This window comes from Paenibacillus ihumii, assembly GCF_001403875.1.
GTDB lineage: Bacteria > Bacillota > Bacilli > Paenibacillales > Paenibacillaceae > Fontibacillus > Fontibacillus ihumii.
The window spans coordinates 131,358-144,429 of sequence record NZ_LN884297.1; the positions used below are offsets into that span (position 1 = coordinate 131,358).

The window sequence follows — 13,072 nt, forward strand, 5'->3', positions numbered from 1 at the left end:
AACATGAAGAACAAAAAAGCTGGTCTCTGGACGACTTTAAGCTTGGCGGCGGTGCTGCTGCTATCCGCTTGCGGAAACACAGGGAACACAGGGAACACAGGGAATGCCGGGAACAGCGCGGGCAATGCCGCCGGAAATGCCGGAGGCAAATCGCTTGGGGAGCAAGTAAAGTATGAAATTATCGGCATTGACCCCGGAGCGGGAATTATGAAGGCGACAAGCAAGGCTATCGAGGAATACGGCCTTTCCGACTGGACGCTGATCGAAGGATCCGGCGCAGCGATGACAGCTACGCTGGCCAAAGCAGTTAAATCCGAGCAGCCGATCATTATTACAGGCTGGACGCCGCACTGGATGTTCTCCAAATATGACCTGAAATACTTGGATGATCCAAAGAAAGTATACGGCGAGGCGGAGGAAATTCACACCGTAGTGCGCAAAGGGCTGAGGGAGGATCATCCGGTAGCCTATGAGTTCCTCGACCGCTTCGAGTGGAGCTCCGACGAGATGGGTGAAATTATGACGGCTATCCAGGAGGGTCAAGATCCTGCGGAAGCGGCTAAAGCTTGGGCAGAAAGCCATAGCGACCGCATCGATACCTGGACTGCTGATCTGACGCCAGTCAACGGGGATAAGCTTAAGCTTAGCTATGTAGCTTGGGATTCCGAAATCGCCAGCACGAATCTGCTCCAATATGTTCTGGAGAATCGCCTTGGATACAAGGTAGATGCGCTCCAGGTAGAAGCTGGACCGATGTGGACGGGCGTAGCGAGCGGGGACGTGGATGCGACGGCTGCAGCTTGGCTGCCTTTGACTCATGCGGATTACTGGGACAAATATAAGGATCAGCTAGAGGATCTCGGGGCCAATATGACCGGAGTCCGTACAGGGCTCGTCGTACCCGCTTATGTAGACGCCAGCTCCATTGAAGATTTGAAATAATGCTCTAAATTTATAACCATGAATACAATGTTTACCGCCGATCTTTTGGCCGAATCGCGGCCAAACGGCATAGACCCCATCCCGCATAGCGGGATGGGGTCCTTTATATAAGGAAAAGGGAGTATATTTACCTTACCCCCTTTTCCTTAAAGCTACATTACTGTAACCTGAAAAAGAAATTAAAAATGGTATATAAGATTATCCCACCGATTCATTATTCGCTTTTCCCGGAACAGGAAGTTTGCTTACAGACCTTTCAGCCTATTCAGTGTTGCCTGTTCGAATTCGCCCAGCCTCCATAGGACAATATTATGATATCCAGACTGCTCAGCCACGCCGACCCACTGCGCTATCGTCTCCCCGTCCGCATACCATACGGTATGCTTCCGGCCATCTTCGTCCTTGTAGGTGAAATGCAGGCTCCCGCTCGCCTTATCCCGTACCGGGGAGGTTGCGCTGCTAAGCTGAAGAAGCTCTGCCGCCCGCTGTTCCGTCACGGAGGCTGCCTTTCCGCCGTCCGCCCAATCAAAGCCGCCAACCGACAAAGCGATCGCCGTCTCACCGGGCAACGCCTTCATGCGGGAAGCCAGCTTCTGAATGAACGAATGATCCGCTTTCGGACCGGGACCGCTATGACTGCCGAACAGATTGTAGGCCATCATCACATAAACAGGCCCTTCCGGCAGCGACAGTCTCTCAATAGGGGTTCGCGGCTCCAGAATAATGCGAAGGGCCTTCCCTTTAGCATTCAGGCGTTCATACAGCTCCTCATAGAAGCTGCTAAGCTTCTCCCAGTCGGCTTCGCTGACCTTCTCGAAATCCATTTCGACGCCGTCGAACCCGTACCGTTCTACAATATCGATAATCTCCGCGATATGCTTCTCCTGACTTTCCTGTGAGCCCAGAATTCGCGTGACCACCTCTGGATCCTTCTGTACCGACGTTCCATCCGGGTTCCAGCGGTCATTGACGATCGTCAAATCCACATCCTGCACGCCCCCCTGTCGTGCTGTCTCGAATATGCGCGGCAGGGCTTCATACATATCGTCGGTAAAATAAAGATGGTTCTCGCTATCGAAGTAAGCGGCAAAAACCTGCAGCCGCTCCAGCTTCCTGCTTATATGCTGCAAATCGGCCACGCCGGATTCCCAATTCCAGTCAACGACCCAGGCGGATAATTCCAGCTCCGGCTCTCCGGTAACGGTCCGAGGCTTTTGCTCATCATCTCCTTGCCTGCAGAACCAGAACACTCCGGCTATACTAATAATTGCTGCTGCAGCCGCGACATAGCTCCATTTTCTAGCCATCTGCTTATTGACACCGTTCCCCTCCGCTTTTTTTAAGGTACTAGAAGGTGTCCATCACCCAGTCTATAGAGGCATCCAGCCCTTTTTTGAAGCCATGGACGATGCCTTGAAAGCCTGTAATCCTGCTGCTAAAGACGACCTCTGGCCTGCTGTCCTCCCCAGTCAACAGCGAAACCTCGAAATCCTCGAATACGCCGTCGTAAATATCGTCCTTCTTATTCTGCTCGCTGTATTCCGCCTCCAGCGCAATACCTCCGCTCTTCAGCAAGCCCTGAAGCGCTTGTCCGTCAACAATCCGATCGCCGTCTACCGTAACCGCCAGCCGGTCTCCTTTGAGCTCTACCTGCAGCTGCCTCGTCTGCTGAATATTGATCGGATATTCTTCCTCCTTCGGCCCAGTACTTGCCGCAATTTGCTCCTTCGTATATACCGAGGCCTTGTCAAAGGCGAGATCCTCTTCGCTCCACGTGATCGGCTGCAGCGGACTGGAAAATACACGCTCGGTCTTGCCGCCAGCCTTCTTCTGTTCAATGTGCAGCTCGTTATTCTCCACGACGACCCGCAAAAAGGCTCCCGTTGCCAGGTCATAGCGGACATACACGGTCTGCTTGCCGACGACATTCCCCGCTAATTTGTAGGAGATCAGCATATCTTCGCTGCTCTCGCTATGATTTAGGTACAGCATTCCCGGAGCCGCCGGCGGAGAAGTCAAAATGATTCGATTATCGACAAATTCCGACGCCCCGCTGACCAGACGCCAGGGATCAGCCAACTGTTCGTCGCCGCGAATGAACTGCATGCTCTCCCCCGTATCCTTCTGGATTTTCATCAGCAAATGATTGGTGTACCAGTACGGCGCCGCCTGTACCCGCGTCAAATCATACACATCCGCTTCAGCAGAATTGAAGGCCACGCCTTCCCGGTTGAAATGGATGCTGAACATCTGCTTGATATTGTCGTTATTCGCCTGGGCGACAAGCGGGTTCATGCCATTGTTCAAGGCATTCGCATGCATGATCATGTAGACCGGAGGGATAAATCCCAGCTTGCTGCTGTAAATCTCCTTCATTTTGCCGTAATCGCTATGAATCCTCGCTTCCATCTCCGTTCGATTCTCTACCGGAATCATGTTCTCATCGCGAATAAAATCCATCAAATAATGATTATAATACTCGATATGCTCTTTATTAGTTATTTCGTTCTCTTCCTTCATCCCGATGAAGTTGCCCTGATCATCAAAAATATTAATGTACGTCAGGCGATTTCCGTTAGTTCCCAGCTCCCAGTAGCCTGTCTTCATCATCTTCAGCATATCTTTTGGCTGCAGGAATTTGCGCTCGCTGTTTCCCATCTTGTTGGCGTAGGAGAAGAACGTCGCCTTGTAATTATATTTCTCCAGCAGCGGCTGGGAGAACAGGCTGGAGTCGTTCCTTCCATCCTCAAAGGATAAGAACAGCGCCTTATCCGGCAGCGGTTTGTTATGCAGATAGAAATCCGTAACGTCCTGCTGCGATATCGTAACATAGCCTTGATCATAAAGGGCCTTAAGCTGCTGACCGAGCTGGCTCTTGGCCACCAATTTCGGGGTCGCTGAACGGCCTACGCCGAAATAGGATATGGCGATAAAGCCCTCCCTGTTGGTCCAGGCGGATTTGTCCGGCTCCTCGTACCGCCGGATTCCGAACAAGGCGTTGAACAACAGAACGCCCACGACCAGCAAAATCGCACTCTGCACGATAGTCTTTATCACTTTCCTGCGATTTTTCTTGTGATAATCAAGGGCAGAATTACGCTTCTTCTTTAACATTTCTGCCATCCTCACTCTATGAATCTTCAGGCGATTGCGCTAAAACGGCAATCCGATTCCCTTTTTATTTTTTTTCCTTCTTGCTTCTTTTTTCTCCCTGGCCTCAATATCCTGCGGCGTTTCTCGCGTACCCCAGGTGGATTTCCAGAACGTCACCCAGGCGACGGGCATCTGCCACAGCAGCACCGCTTCGTAAAATACGCAGAACACAAGCCCGTACACCCACAGCTTGCTCTTGCGGAACAATAAATGGGCGAGGCTCATCAGCAGTCCCATCAGGAGCAGCCCCATCAGGAATGTGCCTGGAAAAACATGGTGAGCCAACGGGACATACACCAGGTTATACAGCACTACGATCGGCGCGGCGATCGGCACGATAACCCCGACGTAGAAGAACAGCGACATAAAGGGCTCCTTCCGCCAAATGAACCCGGAGGCCCGCAGCGACTCGCGCAGCCATGAACGCTTCCAGCGCATTTGCTGCTTGAGGAATACGCTCATTTTTGACGGTACGATCGTCGAGCAAATCGCGGCATCCTGATAGGCGGTACGATGCGTCCTTAAGATAAAATTCGTCATGCTCCGGTCATCGCCGAAGGTCGCCGGCTGCCCCAGGAACTTCTGGTTGAGCCAAGCTTCCGAATGCTTCAGCACGAGATCCTTGCGGTAGCAGGACAGCGGCCCAGACAGGCAGGTAACGCTGTCGAAGTAAGATTCCGCAGCCTTCATGATCCGAAAAGCGATATAGTAACGTACAGTCTGCAGCTTCGTAATCGAATTCGTATACTTGTTCTCGACATCCGTGCGGCCCGCGACGCCGCCCATGCGCGGATCCTGGAATGGCTGCACCAAATGCTTGATCGCTGTCGGCTCGAGGAAGCTGTCGGAATCTACGAAGACGACGAGATCATGCTTGGCCATCTCCACGCCCTTCACCAAAGCAACCCGCTTGCCTCCGTTCTCCGGCAGCACTACCATCTTCAATCTTTCCTTGGTCGCATAACGTTCCGCTTCTTGATGAACCTTCTCAATCGTCCGCCGGATCTCCTCGGCCGAGTTATCGGTCGACCGGTCATCGACGACGATAACCTCCAGCTTGTCCACCGGATAATCCTGGTTGATGCAGCTCAAGATCGTCCGGTGGATCCACTGGGCCTCGTTAAAGCACGGAATAATGATGGTCACTCCCGGGGTGTAATCCGGATTGACCGGCACGTCCCGGTAAAACGCTCCAAACAAATACCGGCTCAGCAAAAAAAGGGCTGCGATCAAGCTGTACAAATACAACCAGAAATTATATTTGAAGTACAGCACGCTCTCTACGCGCATCAGCATGATGACGGCGACAGCAACGAACATTAATCCGCTCGCCATGTAAATCGAATATCCCCAGCGCTTTCTCTGGAAATAATCAGTTAGAGGCTCAGCAAATTGAAGGGCCGCCATCTGCTTAACCTTCCCCTCAGACTCCTCCGTGAACGCGCGAACGACGTCAGCGTTCAGCTTGATGGAGGAATCGAAGCCTTCCGGCATCGTTCCTGGCGGGATATGGCCGCGAAGCTGATATTGATCCCCCACCTGAAACTTGCCTGCTTCAGGACTCAGTTCTATTAAAACTCCCGTGGAAGATATATCGACGGCCCGGGCCTTGATTCCTGCGTTCTTCTTTCCCCTTGCGGGAATTAACAGAACATCGAAATCCGCGATATACCGCAGGCTAAGCAGCCGCAGCTTCTCCCGGGATTCCAGGTCATTGCCGTCCGGCACTGTTCCATCGTCCCGGAGCCCTCTGCGGTCGATCCGTCCCCGGATATTCTCGGGATCCGGTACATGTGACAATGTACGTCTATCTTCCCTTGGTACAGTGAGTACCTCTTCTACCTGCTTGTTCTTCTTACCTTTAATCACTGTCTGCGTCCCCATTCATTTACTGGTATTCCTACAGCCTCCAATAATAGAACCCGCTCTGCTCATATTCCCCTTTGGAGTAAATCCCTTTGACGTCGATCATAATTTTCGTCTGATTATCGCTGTACATGCGTTTATAGTCCTCTATGTTCATCTCGGCGAACGCGGCATGCGGTACAGCCACAATGACCACATTCAAGTCCCGGAACGAGGACATGTCCGACAATTCGATGCCGTATTCCTCATAGGCCTCCTGCGGATCTACCAAAGGATCGGCGACCAATGTAGTCACACCATAGTCCTTCAGCTCACCGATAATATCCGTAACCTTCGTGTTGCGAATGTCCGCGCAGTTCTCCTTGAAGGCCAAGCCGAGCAGACCGATTCTCGTATTGCGGATATCAAGCTGCAATCTGACCAGTATTTTTATGATATTATCCGCGATATAGGCCCCCATGCTGTCATTGATGTGCCGTCCGGCGAGAATGATCTTCGAATGATAACCTGTATCCTCTGCTTTATAAGTCAAATAGTAGGGATCGATGCCGATGCAGTGGCCGCCTACTAAACCGGGCGTGAAATGCAGGAAGTTCCACTTCGTTCCCGCCGCCTCCAGCACAGCCTTTGTATCGATGCCCATGCGGTTGAACACCATCGACAGCTCGTTCATGAATGCGATATTAATATCCCGCTGCGCATTCTCGATGACCTTGGCCGCCTCTGCCACCTTGATGCTCTCCGCCCGATGCACGCCGGCCTCTATGACCAGCTCATATACCCGGGCAATCACCTCCAGCGCTTCATCATCGATGCCGGATACGATCTTCACGATATTCTCCAATCGGTGCACCTTGTCCCCCGGATTGATGCGCTCAGGCGAGTATCCTACCTTGAAATCCTCTCCGCACCGAAGTCCCGATTCCTCTTCAAGGATAGGAATGCATACATCCTCCGTTACGCCGGGATACACCGTAGACTCATAGACCACGACCGCTCCTTTGGTCAGCTTTCTTCCAACGATTCGGCTCGCACTCTGCACATACTTCAAATCCGGCACATTTCCGCTCTGAATCGGCGTCGGCACTGCGACAAGGAAGAAGCGAATCCCTTCCAGCCTTTCCTCATCCGAGGTAAACTCCACACTGCAGGATTGGATGACGTCATCTCCCACATCACCCGTTGCATCGATCCCTGCCAAATACCCTTCTATTTTCTTCCGATTCACATCAAAGCCGACTACTCTGGTCTTTCTAGAAAAAGCAACCGCGATCGGCAGGCCGACATATCCAAGTCCGATGACAGCTATTCCTTCTTGCCGTTCAACAATATCCTCATATAATCCCATTTGCTCCATCCCCGTCTATCAAAATAATCCATACATCTACTCGATCAAATCCTTCATCTTTACGAACGTATAGCCCTTCTCCTTCAACTGCTCGAGCACGGTCGGCAGCGCCTCTGCCGTATGGATGCCGTCAAGGATATGAAGAAGAATGACGCTTCCGTTCTGCGTCTGCTTCATTACGCCGTTCACGATATCTTCGGCACTGTTGCTGTCATTCCAGTCCAGCGTCGTCACATCATACATCGCAATTCGGGGATAGCCCGCAGCTGCGATAATTTCTGCGCTCTTATGATCGATCACACCCGTCGGCGGCCTGTAAAGCATCAGCGGCTGCTCCTGAATCGCCTCTGTGATCACTCGGTGGGCTTTGACCACATCCTCCTGCAGCTGCTCGGGAGTCAGCGTAGTTACCACCTGGTGGGCATAGGAATGGTTCGCCACGTCATGCCCCTCTTCGATCATGGCCCTCGCCAAATTGGGATTCTGCTCCACGCCCTGCGCCCGCAGAAAAAACGTCACCTGGATGTCATGCTCAGCGAGAATGTCCAGAATCCGCGTCACCGTCTTGTCTGTCGCCCAATCGTCAAAAGTAAGGGCGATTTCCTTCTTCTTCGTGTCAGCCTTGTATATGAGCTCATATGGTGTGCCTTCGTAGTCCGGATTTAGCTGCGCAGCATCAAAGCCTGAAATTTCCTCGAGCGGCTTGCGTTCCCCGCCGTTCTTTACGAGCTCGTCCAGCGTAATCAGCCTGTAGCCGATCTCTTCCGCTGCCTCGGCAATAAAGCCGACCGCCGGTACAATTTCCGGATTAATGTCTGTGTTCAGCGTAATGACGCCCCCTCTAGACATATATCTGGCTACATATTCGCCGATCTCCTTCGCGCCTTTCATGTCGCGGTCCTTCGGGTTAATGCTGTAGCTCACGACCCCCTCCATACCAAGCTGGGCGGCGGCAAGGCGGATATCATCCGAGTAATCGCCCGATTTTGTTCTTATGTATTTTGGGGATACGCCCGTCTCCCTCTCAATCACCTCGTTGGCAAGCTGAATTTCCTTATAAATCTGTTCATAGTCCAGCTTCGTTAAATCCAGGTGGTTCAAAGTATTATTTTCGATTTCATGACCGCGCTCGATAATACTCTTCGCAATATCCGGCTCCTCCGCGACCCTCATGCCCGGAAGGAAGAAAGTCGCCTTAATGCCGTACTTGTCCAGCTCATTCAGCAGCCTCTCCATCGTTGCCGCATCTCCCATCCCGTTGAAGGTAAGGCTCAATTCTTTCCTGGCCGTATATACGGATGAGATTATCCTGCTCTTCTCTCCCGTATAGCGTTCGATTTTCCTTTCACCTTGTTCCTGGCTCTCTGCAGGTACAACCGGACTATTGCTGGAGCCGAGCATCCCGCAGCTGGTTAATAGAATCAGGCTCAAGAACAGGGCCATATATCGAATCAACGAATTCCTACACTGAAGCGTGTGATTGCTCCTCATTCCCTAGCTCCTTTTTACCAGATAATTTAAAATTTTCTTTACTATGTTCCTGAATCGTCCAATAATATATCAGGCTATTCTTTACATTTTCTGAACAAATACGCCTAGTCTATAAATAACAAGAAATCAGCCGAGAGTGATTTATAGGTATTATAACCTACCGGAAATGGATCCAGGAATCATTAATCTGCAGCGTAGATAGAGGCTTTCCCACAAAAAAAGACCCCCTTGCGGGAGTCTGGATCGACCGAATCAAATTAGGTCATGCGTCTTATTTTCATATTTCACATTGGAAGGCACATCAATCGCCTCAGTCACTTTGTCCTCGGCCACATGGACCTGGTGCGTCTTACCATTGCTGACGAATTTGAACATGCCATTATTAAAGTCCGTGCCGATCTCTTTATAGAATATCCCTTCATAGCTAGTGTTCTTCTGGCAGGAGAAGCACAGTCTGTAGCTGTCCCCTTCCTTCAGCAGATAACCGCGAACGCCGGCTTCATACTCGATTTCGTCCTCGCTCCTGATCGTACGATCCAGCGAGACGATATGGAGGTCAACGAAAGTGATTTCGCGAAGAAGCACATTCACGAAGGAGCCTTTCGTAATTTCCTCCCATCGATTCTGGGCCGTCTGTCCGATCACGATTTGCGTGACATTGTATTTATGCGCAACCTCCGCAATCATTTTGGCAGTAGGCCGCTTTTCATTGTCCAGGAGGATGAACTCTTCGACATCGAATTCCTCGGCCAGCTCCCTCCACCGCTCGATATAACCCGACTTCTCGGCATCAAACTCATCGTACGGGAGTGGATCCACCGTCAGTATATAGAGCGGACAATTCAACATGCTCGCCATCTTATGGCCGCGTCTGATCAGCCGCTCACCATTTGGACCGTAATATACGCAAACGAGAATGCTCTCATCCATACGACCCTTTTCTTTCTTCATGACGAAAATTCACCTCATTAAATGATACTTTAGTTTAAGCTGCCCAAGATTGTGGCAAAAAGGAAGCAAATGACAACTCTTCACAAACTTCTATAAGAAAAGCTTATACATGAAATGTATAATTGTACAGCAGGTATATTTTTATTGTATAATTATCTTATTATTATAATTTTTCCTTATCATATAATAAATATGTCGAAGTGGTCTGCCCGTTTCTTTTTCAGAACTCCCAATTCACTTTCCAAGTGAAGTCCTCTCTTTCACGCCATAGGCAATCACAGGACTTATGGCTTCCTATTATCCCGCTTATTGACATAGGAGTCAAGCCCTGCGGGAAACCTTCTTTAGAGACCGCTGTATGCTCTATAAAGAAGAACGTATATATGCTTGCACATTCTTGTAATTTTAATGCGGCAAGCCAGCATACACAAGTATTGTACCGCACCAAAGTGTACAAACTTTATGTAACCCTGCGCTGCACCCATCATCATGAAAATGGAGGTTTGACTTTGTTATCCGTGAACTTAGCCATTATTATCCCTTTTCTAGCTGCTGCACTCGTTCCACTTCTGTATACAAAAATTTCACGCAAACATATCGGCTGGTTCGTTCTGATCGTGCCAGTCACCCTGTTTGTTACGCTGGCGCGTTATATTCCGTCAGTTGCCCAAGGCGAGACCTATTTCAGCTCAGTCGCATGGATTCCCTCCTACGGCATCCATTTTACCACGTATCTCGACGGTCTCAGCATGATCTTCGGCCTCTTGATTACCGGAATCGGCAGTCTGGTGATCCTCTACTCCATCTATTACTTATCCGCAGAGGAGTCTCTGGGCCACTTCTATATTTACCTGCTGTTGTTTATGGGGGCCATGCTTGGCGTTGTCTTCTCCGACAATTTGATGGTGTTCTACGCCTTCTGGGAATTGACGAGCATTTCATCCTTCCTGCTGATCGCATTTTGGTATCATCGCAAAAGATCCCGATATGGAGCAAAAAAGGCTCTATTAACTACAGTCGTCGGCGGCATCGCCATGCTGACCAGCTTCATTATGATCTATGTGATGACAGGCACAATGAGCATCCGGGAAATTATTGCGGCCATCGATCCCAATCATATGCTATTTATTCCCGCAATGCTACTGCTGCTTCTTGGCGCGTTCACCAAATCCGCCCAGTTTCCATTTCATATCTGGCTGCCGGATGCGATGGAAGCCCCGACGCCAGTCAGCGCCTATCTGCACTCGGCCACGATGGTCAAGGCAGGCATTTATCTCGTCGCCAGGTTCACGCCGATATTTGGCAGCCACGAAGCCTGGTTCTGGCTTGTCAGCAGCGTTGGGCTCATTACGCTATTCTGGGGCTCCTTCAACGCCGTCCGCCAGACGGATCTCAAGGCACTGCTGGCCTACTCGACCATTAGCCAGCTCGGTCTCGTCATGAGCCTGTTCGGGATCGGCTCGGCAGCATTGTCCATGGGAGCGGGCGAGGAGACCGTAATTTATGCCCAAGCAACCTTTGCCGCTCTGTTCCACTTGGTAAATCACTCTACCTTTAAGGGCGCCTTGTTTATGGTCATCGGCATCGTGAACCACGGTGCCGGCACCCGCGACATCCGCCGGCTTGGCGGGCTGATGTCGCTGATGCCGATTTCCTTCACGATCGCATTGATCGGCAGCTTCTCCATGGCAGGCTTGCCGCCTTTCAACGGCTTCCTGAGCAAGGAGATGTTCTTTGAAGCCGTAGTCAGCGTAAGCCAATCCGGGATTTTCTCACTGCATATATCGAAGGTGCTGTTCCCGGCCATCGCCTGGATTGCCAGTGTATTTACATTCATATACTGCATGATTATCGTGTTCAAGACGTTCCTCGGCCCATACCAGCCGGAGAAGCTGGATCATGAGGCTCACGAAGCGCCGGCAGGGATGCTTGTTTCACCGATAATCCTGGCCATTCTCGTCGTAGGCATCTTCTTCTTTCCCAATGTCCTGGGCGATTATTTATTGCGTCCGGCGATGGCAAGTATTCTCCCTTCGCTTCAGCTTGAAGGCATGGTCGGACCTATCTCGGCCTGGCACGGAATTAATCCAGCCTTCCTGATGACGGTCGGAGTCATTATCATCGGCACCCTGCTCTACTTGTCGATTCGGCGCTGGAAGAGAATTTATTCGCTGCTGCCGGAGAAATGGACGCTCGACAATCTGTATAATAACAGCCTGATTCAGATGGAGAGGATCTCGAATCGGATCACTTCCTTCTATATGACGGGTTACCTTCGGAGCTATTCGATTTATATATTCCTGTTCTTCATCGCCGCTGTAGGAGGGACCCTGCTGTTTACCGGAGCCTACACCTTCGACCTTTCGGGGGATGCGCCGATCAGTTTGTATGAAATCGTCCTGGTTCTGATTATGATGGCTGCCGGACTTGCGATCCCCTTGGCAAAAACCCGCGTAAACGCCATACTCCTCAATGGAGCGTTGGGATATTCCATGGCCCTGTTCTTCGTCGTGTTCCGTGCACCTGATCTCGCGCTTACCCAGCTAGTCGTCGAGACGGTATCGACAGCCTTGTTCCTGCTGTGCTTTTATTATCTGCCCGAATGGAAGAAGGAGAATTCGCCTCGCCGGACTAAACGGAACAATCTGATCATTTCCATTGCCGTGGGTGCCATCTTCGTATTGGTTGCTCTCTCGGTTCGGGGCGGCAAGCTGTTCGAGACAATCTCCGGCTACTTTGAAGATGCTTACGAGCTCGCAGGGGGCAAGAACATCGTCAATGCGATCCTTGGTGACTTCCGCGCATTTGATACGATGCTCGAGGTCATCGTTCTCTTCATTGGCGGCCTCGGCGTATATACGTTGATTAAATTAAAGACAACGAAGGAGGAGCGGAATCTTGAAGATCAATGACGTCATTTTACAAACGGTAACCAAAATCGTAGTTTTCATTATTCTGACGATGGCCGTCTACTTATTCATCTCCGGGCATAATAGCCCCGGCGGCGGCTTTATTGGCGGCCTCGTGCTGGCCTCCGCGCTCGTGCTGCTGTTCCTTGCCTTTGATACGGAGACCATCATGAAGCGGATTCCACTGGATTTCAAAATGGTCGCTGCCGTCGGCGCCTTCATTGCGGTAGCTACAGGAGCCGCCTCCTTGTTTTTGGATATCCCTTTTTTAAGCCATGCTTATTCTTATTTCAATCTTCCTGTCTTTGGCAAAACAGGCCTTGCTACGGTCACTATATTTGAGCTCGGTGTAGCTCTGGGCGTAGTCGGCGTCGTCGTCACGATTATTCTAAGTATTAGTGAGGATGTGTAA

At 50.9% G+C, this 13,072-nt stretch carries 9 protein-coding genes; 3 read left to right on the forward strand and 6 right to left on the reverse strand.

Features of this window, described 5'->3' with window-relative positions:
- Window positions 1–3: 3 nt before the first annotated feature.
- Window positions 4–942 carry a glycine betaine ABC transporter substrate-binding protein gene (locus BN2762_RS03385; protein ID WP_055105626.1) on the forward strand — a complete coding sequence of 313 codons (939 nt, stop codon included), beginning with the start codon at window positions 4–6 and terminating at the stop codon, window positions 940–942.
- A 245-nt stretch (window positions 943–1,187) separates the two neighbouring features.
- Here the strand turns inward: BN2762_RS03385 and BN2762_RS03390 are convergent, their stop codons facing one another.
- The 6 genes from BN2762_RS03390 to BN2762_RS03415 form a co-directional block, all read right to left on the reverse strand.
- A complete protein-coding gene (locus tag BN2762_RS03390) occupies window positions 1,188–2,249 on the reverse strand; it encodes a glycosyl hydrolase family 18 protein (protein ID WP_055105627.1) in 1,062 nt (353 codons plus the stop codon).
- 40 nt (window positions 2,250–2,289) lie between these two features.
- The gene (locus BN2762_RS03395; RefSeq protein WP_316246757.1) at window positions 2,290–3,984 is read right to left on the reverse strand and encodes a polysaccharide deacetylase family protein; all 1,695 of its coding nucleotides are present in this window, start codon (window positions 3,982–3,984) and stop codon (window positions 2,290–2,292) included.
- A gap of 111 nt (window positions 3,985–4,095) precedes the next feature.
- Window positions 4,096–5,964: a glycosyltransferase family 2 protein gene (locus BN2762_RS03400; RefSeq protein WP_392391558.1), complete on the reverse strand. Its 1,869-nt coding sequence runs from the start codon at window positions 5,962–5,964 to the stop codon at window positions 4,096–4,098.
- A 31-nt stretch (window positions 5,965–5,995) separates the two neighbouring features.
- Entirely contained in the window at window positions 5,996–7,309 is a 1,314-nt protein-coding gene (locus BN2762_RS03405) for a nucleotide sugar dehydrogenase (RefSeq protein WP_055105630.1), read from the reverse strand.
- A gap of 36 nt (window positions 7,310–7,345) precedes the next feature.
- On the reverse strand, window positions 7,346–8,752 hold the full coding sequence (locus BN2762_RS03410; protein ID WP_148499875.1) for a polysaccharide deacetylase family protein: 1,407 nt from the start codon (window positions 8,750–8,752) through the stop codon (window positions 7,346–7,348).
- Window positions 8,753–9,052: 300 nt separating this feature from the next.
- Complete coding sequence (locus BN2762_RS03415) at window positions 9,053–9,751, reverse strand: universal stress protein (RefSeq protein WP_055105632.1); 699 nt, start codon at window positions 9,749–9,751, stop codon at window positions 9,053–9,055.
- 509 nt (window positions 9,752–10,260) lie between these two features.
- Between BN2762_RS03415 and BN2762_RS03420 the strand changes: the two genes are divergently transcribed.
- Window positions 10,261–12,663 (forward strand): Na+/H+ antiporter subunit A, encoded by a 2,403-nt coding sequence (locus BN2762_RS03420; RefSeq protein ID WP_055105633.1) that lies wholly within the window; start codon window positions 10,261–10,263, stop codon window positions 12,661–12,663.
- Window positions 12,650–13,072, forward strand: coding sequence for a Na(+)/H(+) antiporter subunit B (locus BN2762_RS03425; RefSeq protein WP_055105634.1), 423 nt, complete (start codon window positions 12,650–12,652; stop codon window positions 13,070–13,072). Before BN2762_RS03420 ends, BN2762_RS03425 begins: the two co-directional genes overlap by 14 nt.